At 70.6% G+C, this 22897-nt stretch carries 22 protein-coding genes and 1 pseudogene; 7 read left to right on the top strand and 16 right to left on the bottom strand.

The window, feature by feature from the left end; translation table 11 throughout:
• Positions 1–3 precede the first annotated feature (3 nt).
• Both ACIRR9_RS24190 and mshA read right to left on the bottom strand, forming a co-directional pair.
• Positions 4–513 (bottom strand): YbjN domain-containing protein, encoded by a 510-nt coding sequence (locus tag ACIRR9_RS24190; RefSeq protein WP_403755319.1) that lies wholly within the window; start codon positions 511–513, stop codon positions 4–6.
• Positions 506–1843: a D-inositol-3-phosphate glycosyltransferase gene (mshA, locus tag ACIRR9_RS24185; protein WP_403755316.1), complete on the bottom strand. Its 1338-nt coding sequence runs from the start codon at positions 1841–1843 to the stop codon at positions 506–508. Before mshA ends, ACIRR9_RS24190 begins: the two co-directional genes overlap by 8 nt.
• A 275-nt stretch (positions 1844–2118) precedes the next feature.
• Here mshA and ACIRR9_RS24180 point away from each other — a divergent pair, with 275 nt between their 5' ends.
• The 3 genes from ACIRR9_RS24180 to ACIRR9_RS24170 all read left to right on the top strand — a co-directional run bounded on the left by ACIRR9_RS24180 (position 2119) and on the right by ACIRR9_RS24170 (position 5841).
• On the top strand, positions 2119–2910 hold the full coding sequence (locus tag ACIRR9_RS24180) for a class I SAM-dependent methyltransferase (RefSeq protein ID WP_403755313.1): 792 nt from the start codon (positions 2119–2121) through the stop codon (positions 2908–2910).
• Between the two features lie 185 nt (positions 2911–3095).
• Positions 3096–4226 (top strand): C40 family peptidase, encoded by a 1131-nt coding sequence (locus ACIRR9_RS24175; RefSeq protein WP_403755310.1) that lies wholly within the window; start codon positions 3096–3098, stop codon positions 4224–4226.
• Between the two features lie 283 nt (positions 4227–4509).
• Positions 4510–5841: a PP2C family protein-serine/threonine phosphatase gene (locus tag ACIRR9_RS24170; protein WP_403755307.1), complete on the top strand. Its 1332-nt coding sequence runs from the start codon at positions 4510–4512 to the stop codon at positions 5839–5841.
• Between the two features lie 155 nt (positions 5842–5996).
• On the opposite strand, the gene ACIRR9_RS24165 is transcribed toward ACIRR9_RS24170, so the two are convergent.
• From ACIRR9_RS24165 to ACIRR9_RS24155, 3 genes are all read right to left on the bottom strand, one after another.
• A complete protein-coding gene (locus ACIRR9_RS24165; protein ID WP_384565585.1) occupies positions 5997–6335 on the bottom strand; it encodes a DUF2516 family protein in 339 nt (112 codons plus the stop codon).
• Positions 6336–6467: 132 nt separating this feature from the next.
• Complete coding sequence (locus tag ACIRR9_RS24160; RefSeq protein WP_403755304.1) at positions 6468–7100, bottom strand: hypothetical protein; 633 nt, start codon at positions 7098–7100, stop codon at positions 6468–6470.
• 77 nt (positions 7101–7177) lie between these two features.
• Entirely contained in the window at positions 7178–7657 is a 480-nt protein-coding gene (locus ACIRR9_RS24155; protein ID WP_403755301.1) for a helix-turn-helix domain-containing protein, read from the bottom strand.
• Positions 7658–7767: 110 nt separating this feature from the next.
• On the opposite strand from ACIRR9_RS24155, the gene ACIRR9_RS24150 reads away from it, so the two are divergent.
• A complete protein-coding gene (locus ACIRR9_RS24150) occupies positions 7768–8724 on the top strand; it encodes an LD-carboxypeptidase (RefSeq protein WP_403755298.1) in 957 nt (318 codons plus the stop codon).
• 239 nt (positions 8725–8963) lie between these two features.
• Positions 8964–9233: pseudogene (locus ACIRR9_RS24145) on the top strand (FAD-dependent monooxygenase); the annotation flags it as partial.
• 118 nt (positions 9234–9351) lie between these two features.
• Here the strand turns inward: ACIRR9_RS24145 and ACIRR9_RS24140 are convergent.
• The gene (locus ACIRR9_RS24140; protein WP_403755295.1) at positions 9352–10017 is read right to left on the bottom strand and encodes a DUF4097 family beta strand repeat-containing protein; all 666 of its coding nucleotides are present in this window, start codon (positions 10015–10017) and stop codon (positions 9352–9354) included.
• 254 nt (positions 10018–10271) lie between these two features.
• Here ACIRR9_RS24140 and ACIRR9_RS24135 point away from each other — a divergent pair, with 254 nt between their 5' ends.
• Complete coding sequence (locus tag ACIRR9_RS24135; protein ID WP_403755292.1) at positions 10272–11015, top strand: helix-turn-helix domain-containing protein; 744 nt, start codon at positions 10272–10274, stop codon at positions 11013–11015.
• Positions 11016–11048: 33 nt separating this feature from the next.
• On the opposite strand, the gene ACIRR9_RS24130 is transcribed toward ACIRR9_RS24135, so the two are convergent.
• From ACIRR9_RS24130 to ACIRR9_RS24090, 9 genes are all read right to left on the bottom strand, one after another.
• Entirely contained in the window at positions 11049–11594 is a 546-nt protein-coding gene (locus ACIRR9_RS24130) for a DUF6817 domain-containing protein (RefSeq protein ID WP_403755289.1), read from the bottom strand.
• An 87-nt stretch (positions 11595–11681) separates the two neighbouring features.
• Positions 11682–12167, bottom strand: a complete 486-nt coding sequence (locus ACIRR9_RS24125) for an HAD domain-containing protein (RefSeq protein ID WP_403755286.1) — start codon at positions 12165–12167, stop codon at positions 11682–11684.
• Between the two features lie 142 nt (positions 12168–12309).
• Entirely contained in the window at positions 12310–14313 is a 2004-nt protein-coding gene (locus ACIRR9_RS24120) for a HelD family protein (protein ID WP_403755283.1), read from the bottom strand.
• An 83-nt stretch (positions 14314–14396) separates the two neighbouring features.
• Positions 14397–15011 carry a TetR/AcrR family transcriptional regulator gene (locus tag ACIRR9_RS24115; RefSeq protein ID WP_403755280.1) on the bottom strand — a complete coding sequence of 205 codons (615 nt, stop codon included), beginning with the start codon at positions 15009–15011 and terminating at the stop codon, positions 14397–14399.
• 23 nt (positions 15012–15034) lie between these two features.
• A complete protein-coding gene (locus ACIRR9_RS24110; RefSeq protein WP_403755277.1) occupies positions 15035–15916 on the bottom strand; it encodes a hypothetical protein in 882 nt (293 codons plus the stop codon).
• A gap of 81 nt (positions 15917–15997) precedes the next feature.
• Positions 15998–18217 carry a phosphotransferase family protein gene (locus tag ACIRR9_RS24105; RefSeq protein ID WP_403755274.1) on the bottom strand — a complete coding sequence of 740 codons (2220 nt, stop codon included), beginning with the start codon at positions 18215–18217 and terminating at the stop codon, positions 15998–16000.
• A 259-nt stretch (positions 18218–18476) separates the two neighbouring features.
• On the bottom strand, positions 18477–19352 hold the full coding sequence (locus ACIRR9_RS24100; protein ID WP_403755271.1) for a winged helix-turn-helix domain-containing protein: 876 nt from the start codon (positions 19350–19352) through the stop codon (positions 18477–18479).
• Between the two features lie 321 nt (positions 19353–19673).
• Entirely contained in the window at positions 19674–20387 is a 714-nt protein-coding gene (locus tag ACIRR9_RS24095; RefSeq protein ID WP_316774294.1) for an HAD family hydrolase, read from the bottom strand.
• A 29-nt stretch (positions 20388–20416) separates the two neighbouring features.
• Positions 20417–21292: a FadR/GntR family transcriptional regulator gene (locus ACIRR9_RS24090; RefSeq protein ID WP_403755268.1), complete on the bottom strand. Its 876-nt coding sequence runs from the start codon at positions 21290–21292 to the stop codon at positions 20417–20419.
• Between the two features lie 143 nt (positions 21293–21435).
• On the opposite strand from ACIRR9_RS24090, the gene ACIRR9_RS24085 reads away from it, so the two are divergent.
• Positions 21436–21636, top strand: coding sequence for a hypothetical protein (locus ACIRR9_RS24085; RefSeq protein WP_365350828.1), 201 nt, complete (start codon positions 21436–21438; stop codon positions 21634–21636).
• On the opposite strand, the gene ACIRR9_RS24080 is transcribed toward ACIRR9_RS24085, so the two are convergent.
• Entirely contained in the window at positions 21626–22540 is a 915-nt protein-coding gene (locus tag ACIRR9_RS24080; RefSeq protein WP_403755264.1) for a winged helix-turn-helix domain-containing protein, read from the bottom strand. The two genes, ACIRR9_RS24085 and ACIRR9_RS24080, sit on opposite strands and share 11 nt — an antisense overlap.
• Positions 22541–22897: the final 357 nt, after the last annotated feature.

Genomic DNA, 22897 nt, shown 5'->3' with positions numbered 1-22897 from the left:
GGGTCAGTCGGCCGAGCGCTCGATCAGATGCGTGAACGCATCCAGGTTGCGGGTCGACTCCCCGCGGGACACCCGCCACGCGTACTCCTTGCGGATCGCGGAGGCGAAGCCCAGCTCCAGGAGGGTGTTGAAGGCACCGTCGGCCGCCTCCAGGACCTGGCCGAGGATGCGGTCGATCTCGTCGGGGGTGACGGAGGCGAGCGGAAGCCTGGCGGTGACGTACACGTCGCCGAGGCGGTCGACGGCGTAACCCACGCCGTACAGCTTGAGGTTGCGCTCCAGGAGCCAGCGGTGGACGGCCGGTTCGTTCTCGTCGGGGTGGCGGACGACGAAGGCGTTGAGCGAGAGGGAGTGGCGGCCGACGAGGAGGGAGACGGTCGTCTTCAGCTTGCGGGTGCCGGGGAGCTGTACGACGTAGTTGCCGGGTTCGGGACTCTCCCACTCCAGCTCGGCGTCCTTCAGGACACCCTCGATGACCTGCGCGGCCTGCCGTTCCTGTGGAGCATCACCCATGGGGGGAGCGTACGCGACGGCGGTGGGACTGGTTCGCGGCCATGTAGACGTCGGCGGTGGCGGCGGCCGCGGTGTCCCAGCCGAAGGACTGGGCGTGCCGGGCGGCGGCGCTGCCGAAACGGTCCGCCAGAGTGGCGTCGTCGGCGAAACAGCGCAGCACGCGCGCGTAGTCGGCAGGGTCGTGACCGTGCACCAGGAAGCCGGTCTCACCGTCCCGGACGGCCACCGGGAGGCCGCCGACGGCGGCCGCGAGCACCGGCGTCCCGGCCGCCTGGGCCTCTATCGCCACCAGTCCGAAGGACTCGCTGTAGGAGGGCATGACCAGGACGGAGGCCGCCCGGAACCAGTCCGCGAGCTGCTCCTGCCCGACCGGCGGGCGGAAACGGACCACGTCCGCGACGCCGAGCCGCGCGGCCAGCTTCTGCAGCCCCTCCGGCTTGGCGAGGCCGCTGCCGCTGGGGCCGCCGACGATCGGCACGACGATCCGGGAGCGGAGTTCGGGGCGCTCGTCGAGGAGGACGGCCACGGCGCGGAGCAGCACGTCGGGGGCCTTCAGGGGCTGGATGCGGCCCGCGAAGAGCGGGATCAGGGCATCCTGCGGGAGGCCGAGGCGGGCGCGGGCGGCCGCGCGGCCGTCGGCGGGGCGGAACCGGTCGAGGTTCACTCCGGGGTGGACGACGGCGACCTTGGCGGGATCGGCCGCGTAGTGCCGTACCAGCTCGTCGGCCTCCTCGGAGGTGTTCGCGATGAGACGGTCGGCCGCGGTCACTATCTGGGTCTCGCCGATGACCCGGGCGGCGGGTTCGGGGGTGTCGCCGTCGGCGAGGCTGGCGTTCTTGACCTTGGCCATGGTGTGCATGGCGTGCACGAGGGGGACGCCCCAGCGCTGGGCGGCGAGCCAGCCGACGTGGCCGGAGAGCCAGTAGTGCGAGTGGACGAGGTCGTAGTAGCCGGGGCGGTGGCCGGCCCAGGCCTGCATCACGCCGTGCGTGAAGGCGCACAGCTGGGCCGGGAGGTCCTCCTTGGCGAGGCCCTCGTAGGGGCCGGCGTCGACGTGCCGGACGAGGACGCCGGGGGCGAGTTCGACGGTGTGCGGGAGGCCGCCGGAGGTGGCCCGGGTGAATATCTCGACCTCGATGTTGATCGCGGCGAGGCGCTGCGCGAGCTCCACGATGTAGACGTTCATGCCGCCGGCGTCGCCGGTGCCGGGCTGGTGGAGCGGTGAGGTGTGCACGGAGAGCATGGCGACCCGGCGGGGGCGGCGGGGGCGGAGGAGCCGGGTGGCGGCCGACGGGGAGCGGCGCCCGAGCCTGCTGGCGTACTGGCTCACGTGGCGGTCCTCCTTGGTGCGGGCATGCCGTCGGGAGGGCGTCGAGCGTCCTCCAGGAGTGGAACAGCGGAGGGGCCGGTTCCCATTCCGGAGGGTGTCGATTTTACTGACACATTACTGAATTTCGCTCAACCGTTCGATGGTGGGATGCGTGGGGTGGTGCGCTTGTGTTTTGTGCGCGGGCGAGTGGGGGATGGTCGCGCCCACGCGGCGGTAGCCGCATATCGACCCGGCCCCGCACCCCTGAAGGGGCGCTCCCACTTACCCTCGTATCCATGACTGCCCGCGCCTCCCGCCCCGTGGGAACGGTGACGCGCGGGACCACCAACCCCAACCGGCTGCGCCGTATGGACCGCTGGATCGCCGCGACCCACGGTGCCCAACTGCGGCGCGCCGGCGATCCCGTCGCCGTCGACCTCGGTTACGGGGCCGCGCCCTGGACCGCCGTCGAACTGCTCGGCAGGCTGCGTACCGTCGCTCCACGCGCGCGTGTCGTCGGGGTCGAGATCGAGCCCGCCCGGGTCGTCGCGGCCAGGCCCTACGAGCGTGACGGGCTCACCTTCCGGCACGGCGGGTTCGAGATCCCCGTGCCCGCACGGCCGTTGCTGATCCGTGCGGCCAACGTGCTGCGGCAGTACGACGAGCGCGAGGTGGCCGGCGTGTGGGAGGGGCTGTGCGCGCGGCTCGCGCCCGACGGGCTGCTGGTCGAGGGGACCTGTGACGAGATCGGGCGGCGTCATGTGTGGGTGGCGCTCGGGGCGGAGGGGCCGCGGACGGTGACCTTCGCCACCCGGCTGGGGTCGCTGGAGCGGCCCTCGGACCTCGCGGAGCGGCTGCCGAAGGCGCTGATCCACCGCAATGTGCCGGGCGAGCCGGTGCACGCGTTCCTGCGGGACTTCGACCGCGCCTGGGCGGCCGCCGCGCCCTACGCGTCGTACGGCGCCCGGCAGCGGTGGATCCGGGCGGTGCGGGACCTGACGGCCGACTGGCCCGTGACGGACTCGGCGGTGCGCTGGCGGCAGGGAGAAGTGACGGTGGCGTGGGGGGCATTGGCGCCGCTTGCCTGATGGCAGGCGGATGGAACGATCTCGGTGAGTCGTACGTCACAAAGGCGGGGAGATCGTCATGCTCGGGGGGAAACAGGGGAGGAACCCACCTGTTGCTACCTCTGTCGCTTTGCGGCGCGACGTGGCACGATCCTCCACGTGCCATAAGTTACTGACGGTTAATCAGTTTTTTGGGGGGTCGGGTCATGGGACCGGACAAGCACACCGCCCACCCGGGCGGGCGCCGGATCCTGATGGTGGCGGTGACCGTGGTCTGCGCGGTGACCGTACTGGCGGCACCCGGCACGGCGTTCGCGGCACCGAGCCCCACACCGTCCTCCAGCACCTCGGCCGCTCCCGGCGCCTCGGCCTCCCCCAGCCCCTCCGTGACTCTCCCGGCCGACAAGGACCTTGAGGCCGTACGGGAGAAACTGGACGATCTCTACCATGACGCGGCCGTCGCCACCGACGCGTACAACGCCGCCCAGGAGGCCTCCCAGCAGCAGTCCGCCCAGATCGTCGAGCTGGCCAAGAAGATCGTCGAGGGCCAGCAGAAGCTCGACGGGCTGAAGGCGCGCGCGGGCCGGGCGGCCGCCGCCCAGTACCGCACCGGCGGGCTGCCGGACACCGCCCAGCTGCTGCTGAGCGACAACCCCTCGCAGTTCCTGGACGGGGCCGGGCTGGCGCTCCAGGGCGGCCGGGCCTACAAGGACCTGATCGGGCAACTGACCCAGACCCAGCAGGATTTGAAGCAGTACGCGGCGGACGCGGCCGACCAGTGGAACAAGCTGGAGGCGGGACGCAAGGCGAAGGCCGCCGCGAAGAAGAAGATCACGGAGCGGATCGCCGCCGCCGAGAAGCTCGAATCGCGGCTGGAGAAGAAGCAGAAGGAACGCCTCGCCGAACTGGAGCGGGAGGCCGCCTACAACGCACAGACCGCCTGGCTGGACACCGGGATACTCGACGAGATCCACAGCAAGGCGTCCGCGGCGGGCCAGAAGGCGGTCGCGTTCGCCACGGCCCAGCTCGGCAAGCCGTATGTGTGGGGCGCGGAGGGCCCGGACTCCTACGACTGCTCGGGGCTGACCTCGCAGGCCTGGGCGAGCGCCGGCCGGCCGATTCCGCGCACCTCGGAAGAGCAGTGGAAGCAGCTCCAGCACATCGACGTCAAGGACATGCGCCCCGGCGACCTGATCATCTACTTCGACGACGCCAGCCATGTCGCGATGTACATCGGGGACGGCGCGATCATCCAAGCCCCGCGCCCGGGGCGGACGGTGTCGATCGGCGGCGCCGGTTCGATGCCGATCCTCGGAGTGGTACGCCCGGACGCCTGACCTTTCTTTTTGGGTGTGATGTCCCTTTCGTGAGCTGGGTCATGTGACCCAGTGCACGCCAACGCCCGTTCAAACTCCGGCGGCACGTGACCTTCGTCATCCCCCTCCGACGCATTTCTTACCCAACTGCGGTACGGCATGCGGCATATGCCACCGGCCTGAGACAGGGCGACGTGGCTCACACCATTCCGTTGAAGTGGCCAGTACCGCTATGGTCCCCGTCGGGTGGGTCGAGGTCCCTCGCCCCGCCATGCCCTCGGGGGGAGGGAAGGAACCCAACACGATGCCCGTACCCGTACCGCGGCAGAGAGCGATCCCGGTCGTGGAGAGTGGTCAGGCGCCGGCCGCCATGCCCGCACAGGGCGGCGGCCCCCTCAAGGAAGAGGCCAACCGCACGGAAGCCGTCGCACAGAACACCGGCGGCACCACTCTCACCCTGCTGTTGATCGAGGACGATCCGGCCGGCTCGCCGGTCCTGCCCGAGTTGCAGGACGCGTCCGGCACCTCGATCCGCGTCCGCACCGCCCGCAACCTCACCGAGGCCGAGCGGCTGCTGACCGACGACGTCCACTGCATCCTGCTGGACCTGGCGCTGCCGGCGCCGGGCCGCACGAGCGCAGCCACCGGCGACGGTGCCGGCACCGACGAGCTCGCCGTGCTCCGGCACGTGCTCCAGCTCGCGCCCCGCCATGCCGTGCTCGCGCTCACCGCCTCCGGTGACGCCGAGCGCGGCACCGAGGCCGTGCGCGTCGGCGCGCAGGACTACCTCTTCCGCGACGAACTGGACGGCCGGCTGCTGAGCCGCGCCATCCGGTACGCCGTCGAGCGCAAACGTTCCCTCACGACCGAGCGCAAGCTCGCGGAGGGGCGGATGCGGGCGCAGGAGAACCGCCGCCTGGAGCGCGGCCTGCTGCCCACGCCCCTGCTGGACGGCTCGGCACTGCGCTTCGCCGCGCGCTACCGCCCCGGCCGCTCCCGGGCACTGCTCGGCGGCGACTTCTACGACACCGTGCGCACGCCCGACGGGACCGTGCACGCGATGATCGGCGACGTCTGCGGGCACGGGCCGGACGAGGCCGCGCTCGGGGTGGAGCTGCGGATCGCCTGGCGTGCGCTGACCCTGGCGGGGCTGTGCGGGGACGCGCTGCTGGGCACGCTGCAGGAGGTGCTGGAGCACGAGCGCTCCGACGACGAGATCTTCGCGACGCTCTGCACGGTCGACATAGCGCCGGACGGGCGCTCGGCCGGGCTGTGCCTGGCCGGGCATCCGGCGCCGCTGGTCGCCGGGCCGGACCGGCCGGCCGAGCTGCTGCCTTACGACAACAACGGACCGGCGCTCGGGCTGCTGAAGGGTGCCCGGTGGCCGCGGATGCAGGTCGAGCTGGGCGCCGAGTGGAGCCTGATGCTCTACACCGACGGGCTGATCGAGGGCCGGGTGGGCTCGGGCGGAGAGCGGCTCGGTCAGGAGGGGATGGTCGAGATGGTGCGGCGCCAGCGTGCCTCCGGGCTGACCGGGGAGGCGTTGCTGCGGGCGGCGGTGAACGAGGTGCGGCAGCTCAATGGGGGCGAACTGACGGACGACGTGGCTGTTGTGCTGCTGGATCGGGGGGTTTGAGCGGCTGCTCGCCGTGAGCGGGCTGCCGTCGGCCGACTGCGGGTGGGTCGTGGCTGGTCGCGCCCACGCGGCGGAGCCGCAAATCAATACCGCCCCGCGCCCCTTTGGGGGCGCGGGGCAGCGGGCGCGTCCTGAAAGGTCAGCGGCCTGGAAGGTCAGCGGCCGCCGTTGTACGGGCCGTACGGGCCGTCGCTGCTGCTTCCCCGGCCGCGGCGGCGGCCGAAGCCGCCTCCCGAGACCTGCCTGAGGGCGGGGCGGACGTCGACGAAGAAGACGATCGTGGCGACCAGGCCCGCGAGCTGCAGGAAGAGCATCGGGACCAGGAGGTTCACCGCGACGGTGATGCCGAGGATGATCAGCCAGAAGCCCTTGTTCTGCTTGCTGGCGGCCCGGTAGGCGTCGTCGCGGAAGAGCGCGGCCATGACCAGAGCCACCACGGCCAGCACCAGCATGGCGAGGTAGAGCAGCCCCAGGAAACTCGTGAAGCCCTGCATCAGCACAACGTCCACCACCCGACTCGGCTTGTCCCTATGCGGTCACCGTACCCGCTCGGGCGTTCCCGCTACACCGACAACGGGCCGGGCACCCCAGGAGTGCCCGGCCCGTAGCCGTCGTCGCCCCGCCGGTTACTTGGCCGGCGGGGTGGTCTTCTTGACCGTGGCGGCCTTGCGCGGCGCCGGGGTCTTCTTGGCGGCCGGGGCCTTCTTCACGGCGACCGGCCTGGTCTCGGCGGCCTTCGGCTCCTCCGCCTTCTTCTCCTCGTCCTTGACCACGACCGGCTCGGGCTTGCCCTCGACGGCGATGGCCAGGTCCTCGATCTCGTCGGCGGCATCACCGCGCCAGGTCTTCACGGCCTGCTCGCCGTGCTCGGCCACCTTCTCGTAGGTCTCACGGGCCTTGACCGCGTACTCGGCGGCCACTCCGACCCCGCGCAGGGCGAAGTCCTGGGCGGACTCGCCGAGCTTCTTGAGGTCGCCGTCGAGGGAGACGATGAAGTCGTTGACCTTGGACTGGAGGTTGGCCTGTGCCTCCTTGGCCTTGACACCGGCCTCCTTGGCGCGGGCGGTGGCCTTCTCCTGCACGGCCTTCGGGTCGGTGTTGCGCACGGCCTCGATGCGGGCGGGGGCCTCGGTACGCAGCTGCTCGACCAGGCCGGGGACCTTCTTGGCCTGCTGGAGGGCCAGGTCGGCGGTGCCGGCGGCGAAGTAGAGCGGAGTCGGGTCGCTGAAGGTCTTGCGCAGGTCGTCGGTGATGGCCATGGTGATGGTCCTCCCGGATTCGCTTTCGGCTGAGGGTTTTGTGGTCCGCGGCGCGGCGGTCGGCGCGCTTGGCCGGCTCATCCGGCCGTCCGCCGCGGATCGGTCTCGCTGTCGGCACCGCTGTCGGCAGCACCGTCGTCGTCGGCGGCGTCGTCCTTGGCGCCGGCGGTGTCCGTGTCGCCCGCGTTCTCCTCGCCGGAGCCTGACCCGAAGCCGTTCTCTTTCCGGAACGACTCGTAGATCTGCAGCAGCACCTGCTTCTGCCGCTCGTCGAGAGTGGGGTCGGCGAGGATGACCGCGCGGGTCTCGACCTCGTTCAGATCCCGCTCGGCGTCGAGGATGCCGGCGCGGACGTACAGCGTCTCGGCGGAGATCCGCAGGGCCTTGGCGACCTGCTGGAGCACCTCCGCGCTCGGCTTGCGCAGCCCGCGCTCGATCTGGCTCAGGTACGGGTTGGACACCCCGGCGGCGTCGGCGAGCTGCCTGAGCGACAGCTGCGCGTTGCGCCGCTGTTCGCGCAGATACTCACCGAGATTGCCGACGTTGAGCGATGCCATGCCTCCACCTTGCAGCACCCTCGCTAACAATTGCAAGCACCTGCTTGCAAAAGTGTGCCGCGCCATACCCGGACGGCCCAGAGACGGGTGTCTGCACGCAGAATCGTCGGATGGATGACCACCAGAATCCGTTGTCGTTGCGGGCGCCGCGCTTGCGGCCCGGGGATCGGGTGCGGATCGTCGCTCCCGCCTGTCCGCCGAGTCGGGAAGAAGTCGCCCGGGGCGTTGACCTGCTCACCTCCTGGGGCCTTCAGGTCGAGTTAGGCGAACACGTCTTCGACCAGTGGGGCTACATGGCCGGCCGCGACGAGGACCGCGTCTCCGACCTGAACGAGGCGTTCCGCGATCCGGGGGTCCGCGCCGTGATCGCCGCCATGGGCGGCAAAGGCACCTACCGCATCGTCGACGACCTCGACACCGACACCCTCACACGCGACCCGAAGCCGGTCGTCGGCTTCAGCGACATCACCCACCTCCACCTCGCCCTGTGGTCACGATGCCGCCTGGCCACACTCCACGGCCCCTTCGCCAAACGCGACGACACCTACACCGGGCCCGCCTCCGCCGAGTCCCTGCGCCGCGCGCTGATGACCACCGACCCCGTCACCCTCCACCGCGACCCGTCCGAGGCCACCGCGGACGTCACCGTGGACGGCACGGCGACGGGCATCCTGATGGGCGGCAACCTCAGCGCGATCCGCACGGAGACCGGAGCCGGCCTGCCCAGCCTCCGGGGGGCCGTCCTCTTCCTCGAACACCAGAGAGGAACCGGACTGGGCGAGGTCGACCGCGCACTGACCCAGCTCATCCGCTCCCGGGCACTCGACGGCCTGCGCGGCGTCGCCCTCGGCCAGTTCCTCGGCTTCGACCGCGACGCCGGCGATCCGACACTGGGTGGCTGGGGCATCCGCGACATCCTGCGCGACCGACTCGCCGGGCTCGGTGTCCCGGTCCTGGGCGGGCTCCCCGCCGGGCACGGCAGCAACCCCCCGACGATCCCCCTCGGCACCCAGGCGACGATCGACACGACCACAGGAACGCTGACCGTCCTGCCGGCGGTCGTCTAGCCCCCTCCGACCGCCCTCGACGCCACAACTGCGGAACCCCATCCATCACAACAAGGGCGGCCACACCCCGTTGACGATGCGAGCGCAACCCCTGCCCGGAGGTCAACGCGGCACGATGCCCGGACTTGTCCAAGACAGGACAGACGGGATACCGACCGCCGAGGACCGCGCGGAGTGACGGTCCGCCAGGCCGAGAGAGGGCCGGTGGGGTGTCGGTCGGTTGTCGGAGGGGTGCCGGTCGGGTGCCGGGGGTGACCCTGCTCGGCGACGCCGCCCACCTCCAGGCCCCCAACGGCGAGGGCGCCGACCTGGCCATGCTCGACGGCGCCGAACTCGGCAAGGCGCTCGCCGCACACGCCGACGACACCGAGGCCGCGCTCGCCGAGTACGAGCGGGCCATGTTCCCGCGCAGCGCCGAGGTCGCCACGTACGAGGGCGCCGAGGTGCACCGGATCGACTCCGCCGACAACACGGCCCAGGGCCTGGTCGACCTGTTCGCCGAGAAGGGCGAACAAGACCGTACGGACGGGGCGGGGGGGGGCCCCCCCCCCCGGGGGGGGGCGCCCCCCCCCCCCCCCGGCCCCCCCCCCCCCCCCCCCCCCCGTCCGGTGCATGCCGCGCCCGGACTCACAGGCTGTGGGCGCTGATGTTGCCGTAGGCGGTGGTCGCCCGGATGTCGAGGGCGGGGGTGCCGTCGTTCTTGAGGGTGTTGTTGATACGGCCGTAGGTGGTGCCCGCGTCCAGGGAGGCGGAGACCCCGCGGGCGGCGCCGACCGAGATCTCACCGTGCTGGGTGCGCAGCACGACCGCGCCGCGCACGGCCTCGGTGATGTCGAGGTCGCCCTTCTGGGTGCTGATCTCGGCAGGACCGCCCAGCCGGCCGACGGAGATGTCGCCGGCCTGGAGGGTGAGCCGGGCGCCGTCGGTCTCGTCGAGCTTGACCGTGGCCTGCGCACCCTCGAAGACGACGTCACCGAGCCGTCCCACGCCCCGGAGTTCGGCGAGCGCCGCCTTCGCCTCGACGCGCGAGCCGGCCGGCAGCTGGACGGTCACCTCCACCGACCCGGAGTCGCCGAGGATCCGGTTCTTCGCCGCCGCGGCCCCGATCCGCAGCACACCGTCGTCGTAGCCGACCTCGATCCGCTCGGCCGCCTTCACGTCACGGCTCCGGGCGGCGTCCGAGGGCAGCACCTCGACGGTGGTGTCGGCCCGGTCGGCGGCGATGAACCGGATGAGTCCCGCGGGGATGTCCAGGACGACAAAGACCGGGGCGGGGGTGTCGAACTTCTGCATCGCGCACTCCTTCATCTACAGGGCGGTCCCCTTTCGGGCCGCCGTTTCCGACGAGAGAAACGCTACGTTGCATTCATGGATTCAGCAACGGATTCATTGCACCGCAGCTATGTATATGCAGGTCAGCGTCGATAATCGTTGCAATGGTTTTGAATCTAACGCAACAGAACCTGCTCCCGCGCGTTGCAATGAATGAAGAGTGAACGCTATACTCGAACGCACCGCACACCCCGAAGGAGACCGAGGAGACCGCGATGCCGGGAGGCAGGCTCACTCAGCAGGAGCGTCAGCAGATCGCGCTGGGGCTGGCCGACGACCTCGCCTACGCCGAGATCGCCCGCCGCCTCGACCGCCCGACCTCGACCGTCACCCGCGAGGTGATGCGCAACGGCGGCCCCACCGCCTACCGCGCCGACCTCGCCCACCGCGCCACCGAACACCGCACCCACCGCCGCAGGCAGGCCGCGCCCCGGGACCCGGGCACTCCCCCGCAGGCCCACGGACGCGACGCCGAGGCCGTGCACGCGTACGAGGAGGTCTTCACCACCATCTTCATGGCGTCGGGCCTGTCCAAGATGACGGCCCGGGTGCTGGTCTGCCTCTACACCACCGACGCGGGCAGCCTCACCGCCGCCGAACTCGTCCGGCGCCTCCAGGTCAGCCCGGCCTCCGTCTCCAAGGCGGTGGCGTTCCTCGAGAGCCAGGGGCTCATCCGCAGGGAACGCGACGAACGCCGTCGTGAGCGCTACCTCGTCGACGACGACGTCATGTACCAGTCGACGATGGCCAGCGCCCGCGCCACCGCCCACCTCGCCGACACCGCACGCCAGGGTGTGGCCGTCCTCGGTCCGGGCACCCCGGCCGCCGGCCGCCTCGAGAACATCGCCCGGTTCACCGACTTCATCTCCGAGAGCATCGCGCGCGCCGCGGACCAGGCCCGGGAGGTCCTGCACGGGAAGCCCGGGACGCCCTCGGACACCCCCGCCGAGCCGAGTTGAGGGCTCGTCGCCGACGGGCCCGGCGATCGGCCGTCAGCCCTCCGTGAGCAGGGCGTGGCAGGTCGACCAGGCCGGCCGGCTCAGCAGGGGGCGGAAGCGGGTGAACAGGGTGAGGAGTCCGGGTCCCCACCGTTCCCGGAAGGACGGGTCGATACGGACGAGGTCGAGTTCGTTGGCGGCGGTCAGTTCGGCGAGGTCCCGGCGGAGTCGGGGCTCGGGGATGCGGGGGCGGCCGGTGAAGCGGTCGTGGACGGGGGCGTCGGGCTCCGCGAGCACCGGATAGGTGGCCTTCCGGTCGCACGCCCCGTAGAGGTATACGACGGCTTCGGCCTCGGCGCCGATCACCGCCGTGAGTTCGGCGCGGCGGTCCGGGGCCAGCAGTGCGGTGGGGAAGCCGTCGGTGCCGTAGCAGGCATGGCACAGACCCGCGAGCCGGAGGGCCGGACGGGCGTCCCAGGCCGCCAACTGGTCGTGGACTCGCAGGAGATGGGCGAGGAGTGTGCCTCCGGGATGGGCGATCCCGGCGGCGCCGAGTTCATGGAGGAGCGCTACCGCCTCGGCGGCAGGGGGTACGGACACGGGCCGGTCCTTCCGTCGCTCGGATCGCCGCCGATCATCCCGGTGCCCCAACTCCCCGTCAATCCCGGGGATTTGCCGCCGACACCGTCACCGCGGCCCTCGGTTCGCCCGCAGCCACTCCTGCAGCGCCGTGAAGTCCGCGTCCGTCAGGCCGAACTCGTGGTCGACACGGTGGAGAAGGGCGGGGTGCTGATGGTGGATGGCCACCCAGGCGGAGTCCGCCTCGGTGATCTCGTCGTCGATCCAGACGAACGGCCGCTCCCCCGCCCATGCCACCAGCGCCCGGGTCTTCCAGTGCAGCAGCGAGGGCGGCCCGTCCTCGTCCGGCCACTCCACGACGGGCAACGGGGGCAGGCCCAGCCAGGGGGAGACGACGGCGTTCGCGTCGTCCATCCAGGTGGTGGCCCAGACGAGGTCGCAGCGGAGGGCTTCCAGCCGGGGGCCGAGGGCGGGGTCGATGCGGGTGAGGAGGGGGGCCGAGGGGGTGGGGTCGGTCCCGTAGACCGGGTAGGGGTGGCCGGCCGGGGCGCCGAAGGGGATGAGGGTTCCGTCGATGTCTAGGAAGAGGAGCATCGGGGACAGGATCGCAAGAGAGTGCCAGGAGAGGTAGTAGCGCGGCTGCGGGTGAGTTGTGGCTGGTCGCGCCCACGCGGCGGTAGCCGCACATCGAATACAGCCCCGCACCCCTTGGGGGGCGCGTTGGTGCCGCCGTCCCTCAGAAGGGCAACGGCCTCGCATGCACCACATCCAGCCTGGACACCGCTCTCGTCAGAACCACGTACAGCCTGTGCAGGCCGCGCTCCTCCGCCTCCGCCACCGCCGCCGGTTCCACGGCCACCACGTGGTCGTACTCCAGGCCCTTGACCATGCTCGCCGGGACCACCGCCACCCGGGCGCCCAGTCGGTCCGGGTCCGCCGGGTCGATGCCGGCGGCCTCGAGGGCGGCGCGCACCCCGGTCACCTCAGGGTCCGCCGCCACGACCCCCACCGAACCCTCGTGTGCGAGGGCCCGCCGTACGGCGGCGACCGTCGTGGCGTGGACGTCCCGCGTCGGGCTGATCGTCAGCTCGCCGTCGGCCCGGTAGGACTTGGCCGGGGGCACGTCCGTGCCCAGGTGCCGCAGCAGCCGGTTGGTCAGGTCCACGACCGCGGCCGGGACGCGGAAGCCGGTGGTGAGCGGGACGACGGCGGCGTCCGGCTTGCCGAGGTGCCGCAGTACCGTGCCCCAGCTCCGCGCCGACCAGGGCGTGGTGGCCTGGGCCAGGTCGCCGAGGACGGTGAGCGAGCCGAAGACGGCCCGGCGGGCGATCGCCCGGCACTCCATGGGAGAGAGGTCCTGGGCCTCGTCGACGACGATATGGCCGTAGCCCTCGGGGTGTTCGACGAGCCCCGCGACCTCGTCGAGGAGGACCAGGTCGGCGGGTGACCAGCGGGCGGACTTGTACGAGCGGGGCGGGCGGGGCCAGCGCAGCTCCCGCTGTTCGTCGGGGGTCAGGAGGCCTTCGGCGGCCCGCGCCAGCACCCCGGCGTCCGTGAGGAGTTCGGCGACCACCTCCTCCGGGGGCACCTTGGGCCAGACGGTGTCGAGGTAGGCGCTCATGGCACGGGAACGTTCCAGGCGCCGGGTCCAGGCGGCCGGTTGCGGGCCGGCCCGGCGTTCGGCCTGCAGCTGCACGGCCCGCATCGCCCGCCCCCGCACCCGCTCGCGCCCGACGGCGTACGGCGGTTCCTCGTCCCGCACCCCTTCCACGATCCGGGCCAGTACGGCCGCGGGCACCCGCCAGGTGTAGGTGCCGTCCGAGAGCGAGAGGGCGTCGATGCCGTCGGTGGAGACACGGGAGTACAGCGCCCGGCGCAGGACCTCGGCCATCCGGGGGTCGTGCTTGAGCGCGGCGGTGCGGTCGGAGTCGGTGCCGGTGGCCGGGTGGCGGCCGATCTCCTCCGGCAGGGTGGTCTGCCGTACGCCGGTCTCGCCCAGGGCCGGGAGAACCTCGGAGATGTAGGAGAGGAAGGTGCGGTTGGGGCCGAGGATGAGGAGGCCGGAGCGGCGGATGCGCTGGGGGTGGGTGTAGAGGAGGTACGCGGCGCGGTGCAGGCCGACGGCGGTCTTGCCGGTGCCGGGGGCGCCCTGGACGCAGACGGAGTCGGCGAGGCCGGCCCGGACCAGGTCGTCCTGGTCGGGCTGGATGGTGGCGGCGATGTCCCGCATGGGGCCGACGCGGGGTCGTTCGATCTCGTGGGTGAGCAGTGCTCCGGTCCCGGCCTCGCCCTTGCTCAGATGCTCGTCCTCCAGGCCGGTGAGGTCGGCGGAGTCGCCGCGGCTGCCGGGCGCCCAGCCGAACCGGCGCCGTACCGCGACTCCCTGGGGGTCGTCGGGGCCGGCCTGGTAGAAGGCGCGGGAGACGGGGGCCCGCCAGTCGACGACGAGGGGCGGGGCGGTCGGCTCCTCGCTGATCCGCAGCCGGCCGATGCGGTAGCTCTGCCCGGCGTGCTCTCCCGCCTCGAAGTCCAGCTTGCCGAAGAACAGCGGGCCCTCCGGCAGCTCGCGCATCTCCTTGGCGTGGCTGCGCAGCTGGTACCCGAGCACCTCGGCGTCGGCGCCGGAGGCGGAGACGTCCTCGCCGGTGACGACGTGTTCGGCGGCGCCTTCGACCATGCGGTCGAGGGCGGCCCGGCAGGTGTCGTGGTAGGCGCGTTCGAGGTCGAGTTCCTGCTGCATGGAGACAGCGTAAACGAAAAAACGTGACCCGGTTAAATTTTTTACCGGAGCTCAGCGGACTCCGTTCGAAGCCCGGCCGCAGCTCAGCCGTCTTCGGCCAGGGACCGCTCCAGCCGCCCGAACGCCCGCTCCGCCGCCCGTACGGCGTCCTCCCGTACGTCCTCGACCCGCTCCCCGGCCGCGATCCGCCGCCAGTTGTCCTGCGCGAGGATCCGCTGTACGGCGATGATCTGGCCGGCGGCCAGCCTGGCCTCAAGGGTGGAGCCGAGCGCCTCGGCCAGCGCGGCCTCCGACCGCTCCAGATAGGCGTACTGCCGGGCGACCAGGGTCGGGGTGCTGTTGAGCAGGGTGTGGAAGGCGAGGACCGCGGGATGGTCGTTGAGCCCTGTGATCGGGTCGCTGCGCCGGAGTCCGTCGAGGAAGCGCGCCCGCAGCACACCGACCGGCGACTCGGCGCCCGAGGCCCCCGCGACCAGTCGCGCGGCCTCCGTCTCGTGGTCGGCGATCCGGTACAGGACCAGGTCCTCCTTGGCCGGGAAGTACCGGAACAGCGTCGGCTTGGAGATCCCGGCCGCGGCGGCCACCTCGGCGACCGGGACCGCGTCGAACCCCTTCGCCAGGAACAGCCGTACGGCGATGTCCGACACGTCCTCGTACATCCGCCGCTTCTTGCGCTCACGCAGGCCCATCTCACCCATGGGACGAGCCTACGCAGCGGCATTCAGGCCGACACGCCCTGCCGCCACTGGGGGAGTTTCGCGAGGTGCCACAGATCGTCGAAGTGTTTGGTCCACGTCGCCACGGCCGCCTCGGCCGCACCGTCCCGGGACCACACGTTCAGGTCGGTCCGGTACCCCTTGGGGTCGTAGTACTCGTCGCCCATGTGGTGCAGCCGCGTCCGCGCGGACAGGTCGTACAGCCCGTGCAGCACCTGTCGCCGGTTGAAGATGCAGATCTTGTCGCGCGGGATACCGGGGTAGAAGCGGTACTCGCACTCGACGCTCACCCGGCCCCCGGCCGTGAGCCGTTCCGCGAGTTCGGAGAGTATGCCGTCGTATTCACGGCACCGCTGCTCCATACGCTTACGGAAGTCGACGTCGTCCACGGGCATGTCCAGGTCCCCCACCTTGGCGGGGACTGTCATCGGCTGCCCGAAATCCGGGACCAGCATGCGGATCGACACTCTGCGGGTGGGCCCGGGGCGGTCGGACAGGTCTTCCAGACGGTGGAACAAGGCGTGGTAGAGCGTCTCGCCCGTATAGCCCAGAAAGCTGATCTCAACACTTCGGGCCTCGAAGGCCTCGCTGACGAAGCTGTCCAGCTGACTGGAGTTCACCAGCGCCCGGGCCGGGGCGCGGACCGACGACGTCAGCTCCTTCACCTGGTCGTACAGGACATAGCCGACCAGGCTCAGCAACGCGCCGCCGAGATAGGCCTTGCCTTCCAGGGCGTCACCGACCGGCTTCACGAACTGGGCCATCAGACCGGTGACGAAGATGCCGAGCAGGAGAGCACGAGTCACCACCGGCTCGACCCGCTCCTGAAAGCGCCGCCGCCAGGACGGCCCGGTACCGCCCGCCGAACCGCCGTTCCCCCCGGACATGCACGCCCCCTCCGCGCCGTGCTGCCCGGTCGCCGCTACCGGCCCATGGGCAAACGGATATTCGGTCCAGCCATGGTCCTCCTAGGCCAGAGCACGAGCAAGATGGGGGTTCGTGGTCGTACGGGTGGAGAGGCCCAGCGAACCCTTGGCCGCCGTCAGCGTCATGGCGTACGAGTCCACGGCCCGGCGGACGTTGGGCGCGTCCAGGCTCGCTCCGGTGATCAGGCGGTCCAGGTCGACATAGGCCGAGCGGACGATCTCGATCCAGCGGTACACCCGCCAGTCCTGCTGCCAGTCGTGGGTGAACCTGGGCGCCAGCCGGCGCTCCCAGCGCCGGAACATCCGGTCGCGGATCTCCGGCCGGGTCGGCGTCAGATGCATGTGCCGGACCAGGTCGTAGAGGGGGTCGCCGACCAGGGCCATCTCCCAGTCGATGATCGTCAGTGCGAGGCGGTCGTCCCTGCGGACCAGGTTCCAGGGGTTGAGATCGCCGTGCAGCAGGGCGGGGGGGCGATCGCTCACCGGGTGCCGGGCCAGGATCTCCCGCAGCCGAGGGGCGTTGGGCAGGCCGAGGAAACGGGCCAGTTGCTGGGATTCCTTGGGGAGCGCAGCGACCAGGTTGACGAGCTGCTCGATGAGCCAGCCGTAGAAGCCCAGTTCACCGGCGGCAGGGTCGACCTGGGTGTGGTCGACCTCGGTGAGTGCGGCCAGTTGGTCGACGAGCCCGTCGGCCTCGTGCGGGAGGAGACCGTGCACGGGGTGGTCGGGTTTGTGGTCCGGGTCGGTCCGGCCCTCGTAGGTGTGGATGGCGAAACGGTCCCGGGAGTAGGCGAAAAGGTAGCGGGAGCGGCTCTCCCCCAGGGCCAGGACGCGGGGCGCGGCCACCGGCGCCCCGGAGCCCTCGATCGCCCGCAGCACTGCGTGCTCACTGAGGTAGCTGCGTTCGAGCCGGCGGACGTGCGGCACCTTGCGGCGGATCACCACGGGAAAGTCGATGTCCGGCACCCGGATCACGGAGTTGAGGTGAGCGGTGCCCTTGAACACCTGGCGGGCCGGCGCGGTGCCCTCCAGGAACAGGGCGGCGCGCACCGCGCGGTGCGGGAAGTCGGGGTGTTCGGGTACCCGCCGGTCCTGCCGCCATTCGATCACCTCGGCGATCCGGCGACGCCGGCCGGGCCCGGCGACCGGCGTGGCGGCGGCCCAACGGAACAGGACCTGCTCGATCTCGCGGTCGCCCGGCACCGTGTGCAGCCGCAGCGGTTCGGCGCCCGCCGACAGTGCCCGGCGGACGGCCGCCGTCGCCTCCTGCAGGTTCTTCTCGTCGAAGGATTCCTGCAAGGGCTTCGCGGCCCGCATCACATCCGGGTAGACCGACTGGGCCCGCTCGAAGTCCACGTAGTGCCGCAGGTCCTTGGTCACCCCATGGGTGGCGGTGGACCGTACCGTCCGCATGGCGCCCACCCACGCCTCGACGACCTCGTCCCACTGGTCGTCCGGGTACTGCATCCGGACCAGGTGGGTGGCGAGGTCGTGCAGGGGGTCGCCGAAGGTGGCCAGCTCCCAGTCCACGCAGGTGAGCAGCGGTCCGCCGGTCGGCGAGGTGATCAGGTTGTCGCGGTGCAGGTCGGCGTGGAGGAGGCTGTACGGGCGCCGGGTCAGCGCGGGGACCCGGTCGGCGAAGCGCAGCAGCGCGTCCTCGGGAATCCCCAGGGCGGCGAACAGCCAGCCGAACACGTCCTCGTTGGCCTGGCGGATCTGGAGGTCCGCCATCCGGGCGAGCGTCCGCAGGAACCCCTGGCTGTCCGTGTGATTCCGCGGCCACATCGACGGCAGCGTGGGGAGCGCAGCACCGCGCACCTGGGTCATGCGGGCGAACAGCGCCATCAGATCCTTCAGCAGGACGGCGTCGACCGGCTTGCCGTTCTCGCAGACGCTGGAGAGCGGGACTCCGTCCACAAAGCTGTGGATGGTGAAGCGGTTCCCCTCGAAGAGGCACTCGGTCACATTGGGCAGCACACCCTGGATCGCCCGCAGGATCTGCGCCTCGTCGGCCCAGGTCCGGATCACCACGGAGAGGGCGTCGGTCCTGCGCACCCGGACGGTCACGGCGGTGCCGGACTGCAGGCCCAGCAGCCGGGCCATCGGCTCCGTCAGGGGGAGGACATAGTTCTGGTTGTGGAAGCCGTTGCTCGCCAGCCCGCGTTCCGCCGCATGCCCAAGGAACGCCTCGTACTCGTCGTCGGGCAGAGGCCTGCCGGCGTCTCTCCCGGTGGCACCAGGGGGGACAGGTGGTGCACCCACTGGTCGCTCCGGGGGTGGTACGCGCGCAATATCGCGTGGATTGGGAAGGGAAACGGTATTGCCAGGTGACACACGACACGACTCAAGGTGTGGCTGAGTGACCCGGGCGGGTGCATGGTCGCTCAGTTGTGCGGTCACCCGTCAGCACGATCGTCCGAGGCCGGCTCTTTAGCCATCCACTCATACGCATGCAACCGAGCGGTTGCTCAGATGGATCGGCACTCTAGCGCACCAAAGACCCCTCCGGATCACGCGAATGCTACGGCTGGGAGGCGAGCAGGCTCCAGACGGACTCGAACCATTTGGCCGCGTTGGCGACGAAGACGGAACCGGACGACTTCGGGTCCGAGTGGTCGCGGACGTGGTGGGTGAGGGTGGCTCCGAAGCCCAGGACGTCCACGGCCTCCACCTCCGTGCCGTCCGCCAGGATCACCTTGCGCACGATCGGCGCGTAGAAGCCGTGCAGCACCTCGTCGTGGTTGATGACGTACAGCTTGAAGGTCGGGGTGAGCTCGGTGCGGCGGACCTCCAGCTTCACGTTCGGCACCAGCTTCTCGGTGTGGAGCTGGTCGAGGACGGTGTGCAGGGAGGCGGTGTGCGTCTCGGTGATGGCGCGCAGCCGCTCCGGCAGGCGCGGGTCGTCCTTGTCGTCCCTCGCCCGGGGGTACGGCATGGGGTGCGACTCGGCCGGAAGGAGCATCCGCAGGTGGATCCGCCGGGGCGAGATGTCACCCGCCCGGATCCGTTCGGCCTGGATGCGGATGTGGGCGTCCAGGCTCTCCGAGGTCAGGGTGGCGATGTCCAGGGTGACCTCGTCCCGCTCGAAGGCCTCGCCGATCAGCGGTCCCAGCGTCATCGGATGATGCCGGGACCGGCTGGCCCGGGGCGCCGAGGACTGTATGTGCTGGCGCATGACGACCCTGGAACGCTTGCCCCGGCCGGACTCGATCCACCCCTCGCTGCCCAGTTCGCGCAAGGCCCGCTGCACGGTGTCCCGGGACACCCCGAACTCCTCCGCGAGCGTCCCCTGGGACGGCAGGAAGGAGTTCAGCGGATAGCCGCCGTCGGAGAGCCGGACCCGGAGCTCCTCCGAGACCCGCTGGAACGCGCCGCCGTCCTTCGTCCGCTCGGTCACATGTCGTACGTACCGCGTGCGGGCCCTCGGCAAACAACTTCCAGTCAGGCAACTGGCCAGTCAACTTAGGCGTTACTGGATCTAGTTGACCGGGCATCCCTGACAAGAGCAGTCAACTTCTCAGTCAACTGTCGGACTTGAGAGGTTGACTGGAACCTGCGGGGCGAGGGGGGTGGAAAGCCATGACCATCCGGGTGCTCGGAATCGGTGTGCAGATCGACGATCTGAGTCAACTGGTCTTCTGGACAGCGGGTTTGCTGGTGTCCATGACGGCGTGGGTCCGCAGGCGCCGGCAGCGGGCGCGTGACCGGACGGCTGGCGCTAGTCCCGCACCAGTGCCAGCAGCGGCTCCAGCGAGTCCACGACGCACTCCGCACCGACCCCGGTCAAAAGCTTGGCTTTCCGTTCGTTACGCGCGTAGCCCAGAAACGGCACCCCGGCCAAGTGGGCCGCCTCGAGGTCCGAGGGGGAGTCGCCGATCATCAGGGCCGCGTCGGGGGCGGCGCCCATCGCGTTGAGGGCCCGGTTGAGGCAGTGCGGGTCGGGCTTGAGGCGGTGCAGGTCCTGGGTGCGGCCGTAGATGTGCGGGGCGAAGCAGGGGGTCAGGCCCCGGTCGTCGAGGTAGGCGCGGACCACCCGGGGGGAGTTGTTGGTGGTGACCGCCATGCGTACGCCGCGCGCCCGCCAGGTCTGGATGAGGATGTCCGCGAACGCCGTGGGCATCGCCGTCGACGTGGCCCGCAGCTCCTCCTTGGTGAGACGTTCCTCCAACTCGGTGACCAGGTCACTGCCGGGATGCCGGCGGTCCACGGCGCGCAGCACCAGGTGCGGGTCGAGGGAGTCCCGCTCGGTGTCGGTGACCAGGCCGCGCAGGCCCCGGCTCGCCAGCCAGTCCACCAGCTCGTCCGCCACCCGCGCCGCCGGGTGCCGGGCGAACAACCGGCAGATCGGCCCGTCGAAGTCCCACAGGACCACCTGGGCACGGGTGATCAGATCTCGCAGCTTCCCGGTCTCGTGTGCCGTCTCTTCCGTCACTTGTTCAGTCTGCGTCGTATCAGAAGTCACTAGGAGAGTGTCAGGTCCGTGGTGATGGTTTCCCAGAGGGCGTTGAACCACTTCTGCGATTGCTCCACGAACGCGGCGTCCCGGTGCCCGGCCCGTTTCTCGAAGGAGAAGAGGAGGGATTCGGAGCCGACGGCGTCGTACATGTCGAGCGGGCCTGAGTCCGTCTGCTCCTCCCGGCGGGTGACCATGTAGTACGCGAACAGCGCCTCGGCCTCGTTCAGCAGGTACAGCTTGACCGGCGGGGTGAACGGCAGTGCCCGGAAGGTGACGTTCACCTCGATCTGGTGGGTGGAGCGCAGGCCCTGGAGGTTGTACTGCAGGACCTGGCCCTGGGCGTTGCGCATGGCCAGCCAGCGGTTGTGGACCGCGTCGCCGTCGCCCTCGACCGACACCGGGAAGGCGAGGTTGATCTCCCGGCTGGGCAGCAGGACCCGGAAGTCGATGCGCTCGGGGCGGATCCGGCCCTCGTGGATCATGCGCAGCGGTTCGGCGAGCGCCGGGAGCAGGCTCTGGGCGGTCAGGCAGGCGGCGTCGACGCGCACATGCGGGCAGGCGAACGCCTCCGTCATACGCGGGCCGAGGCCGACCATGGTCGGCTGGGGCTCGTCGAGCGTGGGGCCGGGGCGCTCGGCGATCCGCGGCGGGCTGCCCTTGCTGACGTTGGTGAGGAGACCGGCGTCCTGGAGTGCGCGCAGGGCCTGGCGTACGGCGCCGCGCTCCACGCCGAACTCCTCCGCCAACTCGGCCTGGGTGGGCAGCCGGTCACCCGCCTTGAGGTCACCCGCGCGGATGCGTTCCCGCAGGGTGTCGGCGATCTCCTGGTGCGTGAGCCTGCTTCCGCCGTTCACTGCCACGTTCTCCTGAGTCACGACCAAACGCTACAACTCTGATCCACTTGGCGGGAGTTGTTTGAAGGTTGTTTATAAGTCACAACCAACTGGGAACAACATAACTAGAGTTGGTTGCCAACTTGGTCGAGTTGGTGGAAGCTTTGCTTCCCGACGATGGGGGAACCACCATGCCCGCCGCCCTCACTCTTCTCTCCGCCGTCTTCGTCGTCGGCTTCGAACAGATCGTCCAGTCGAAGTACGGTGCCACTGGCATTATCGGCCTGCTCTTGCTCACCGTGGGGATCAAGGCCAAGAGTCCGGCGTTCAGCGCGGCCGGCGCGGTCCTGCTCGCCCTGGTGCTCGCCGGTCCGGCGGCGGCTAGGACGTGAGCTTCAGCTCCGAACTGATCGTCTCCCAGAGCGCGTTGAACCACAGGCGGGACTGCGTCACGAACGTGGTGTCCCGCAGCCCCGAGCCCCGCTCGAAGGCGAAGAGCATCGACCGCGTGCCCTCGGCGTCGTACGTCTGCAGATGCTCGTGGCCGATCTCCCGCTCGTGGCGCCCCAGCGTGTAGTACGCGAACAGCGCTTCCACCCCGTTGAGCAGGTAGAGCTTGACCGGCGGGGTGAACGGCAGGGCCCGGAAGGTCACCTGCACATCGACGCCGTGCGTGGCGCGCAGTGCCTGCAGGTTGTGCTGGAGCACCTGGCCCTGCGCGTTGCGCTGGGCCAGCCAGCGGTTGTGCACCGCGTCCTCCGCCGACGCGTCCACCGCGGTCGGGAACGCGAGGTCGATGTTCCGGCTGGGCAGCAGCACCCGGACGTCGATCTTGGCCGGTTCCAGCCGCCCCGCATGGATGAGCCGCAGCGGCTCGCCGAGGGCGAGGTTGAGGGAGACCGAGGTCAGGCAGAGCGCGTCGATCTCCACGTGCGGTGCGGCGAAGGCCGCCTCTATCCGGGGCGTGAGCGCCACCATCGTGGGCTGCGGGGGCGCCTCCGGCCCCACGGCGAACCGCACCGGGCCCGGAACCGGGGCCACCGTTGCCGGACTGCCCTTCGATACGTTGGTGAGCAGCTGCTCCGACTGCAGGATGCGCAGCGCCTGCCGTACGGCCCCCCGCTCGACGCCGAACTCGTCGGCCAGCTTGGCCTGCGTGGGCATGCGCTGGCCCGGCCGCAGCACCCCGGACCTGATCCGGATGCGCAGCTCGTCGGCCACCTCGCGATGTGACGCCTGGGGCCGCTGTGACCTCGCCCGTCCATTGGCGGAGGCGTGTTCCGGGTCCACGGACAAACAGTACAACTTCCCGCCATCTTCCGGCAGTTCCCGGGAAGGTGGTTATGAGTCGCTTCCAAGCGGAGATAAGTACAGTGGAGTTGGTCACCAACTCTTACAACATGGTCAAACTTCCTCGGCGGTTGGCCGACCGGGTTCCCTTCCGGAGGGGAGCCGGGAGCCCGGTCACTCAGGGCGGCCGTCGAGGCGCACGACCAGCCCACAGCACACCGGCACAGTCACAACTGAACACCGACAACCGAATACGGCTGGACCCGCACAGTCACAACTTCACAGCTCGCTACGGATGAGCACCATCGAGCACCACAGCACAGCCGGACAACTGAACAAGGTGAATCAGGCACCGTCACCAGG

It is taken from the genome of Streptomyces sp. NPDC101234 (assembly GCF_044767525.1).
GTDB lineage: Bacteria > Actinomycetota > Actinomycetes > Streptomycetales > Streptomycetaceae > Streptomyces > Streptomyces sasae.
Note: the sequence above shows the minus strand (reverse complement) of the source record. Positions and strands in the feature narration are given on the sequence as shown.

Coding starts and splice junctions, on each gene's coding strand:
- ACIRR9_RS24120 (WP_403755283.1), bottom strand. CDS start 14,313: ATGCAGCAGGAACTCGACCTCGAACGCGCCTACCACGACACCTGCCGG.
- ACIRR9_RS24115 (WP_403755280.1), bottom strand. CDS start 15,011: ATGGGTGAGATGGGCCTGCGTGAGCGCAAGAAGCGGCGGATGTACGAG.
- ACIRR9_RS24125 (WP_403755286.1), bottom strand. CDS start 12,167: ATGCTCCTCTTCCTAGACATCGACGGAACCCTCATCCCCTTCGGCGCC.
- ACIRR9_RS24190 (WP_403755319.1), bottom strand. CDS start 513: ATGGGTGATGCTCCACAGGAACGGCAGGCCGCGCAGGTCATCGAGGGT.
- ACIRR9_RS24160 (WP_403755304.1), bottom strand. CDS start 7,100: ATGGCCATCACCGACGACCTGCGCAAGACCTTCAGCGACCCGACTCCG.
- ACIRR9_RS24150 (WP_403755298.1), top strand. CDS start 7,768: ATGGATGACCACCAGAATCCGTTGTCGTTGCGGGCGCCGCGCTTGCGG.
- ACIRR9_RS24175 (WP_403755310.1), top strand. CDS start 3,096: ATGGGACCGGACAAGCACACCGCCCACCCGGGCGGGCGCCGGATCCTG.
- ACIRR9_RS24140 (WP_403755295.1), bottom strand. CDS start 10,017: ATGCAGAAGTTCGACACCCCCGCCCCGGTCTTTGTCGTCCTGGACATC.
- ACIRR9_RS24180 (WP_403755313.1), top strand. CDS start 2,119: ATGACTGCCCGCGCCTCCCGCCCCGTGGGAACGGTGACGCGCGGGACC.
- ACIRR9_RS24085 (WP_365350828.1), top strand. CDS start 21,436: ATGCCCGCCGCCCTCACTCTTCTCTCCGCCGTCTTCGTCGTCGGCTTC.
- ACIRR9_RS24135 (WP_403755292.1), top strand. CDS start 10,272: ATGCCGGGAGGCAGGCTCACTCAGCAGGAGCGTCAGCAGATCGCGCTG.
- ACIRR9_RS24110 (WP_403755277.1), bottom strand. CDS start 15,916: ATGTCCGGGGGGAACGGCGGTTCGGCGGGCGGTACCGGGCCGTCCTGG.
- ACIRR9_RS24165 (WP_384565585.1), bottom strand. CDS start 6,335: ATGCAGGGCTTCACGAGTTTCCTGGGGCTGCTCTACCTCGCCATGCTG.
- ACIRR9_RS24155 (WP_403755301.1), bottom strand. CDS start 7,657: ATGGCATCGCTCAACGTCGGCAATCTCGGTGAGTATCTGCGCGAACAG.
- ACIRR9_RS24170 (WP_403755307.1), top strand. CDS start 4,510: ATGCCCGTACCCGTACCGCGGCAGAGAGCGATCCCGGTCGTGGAGAGT.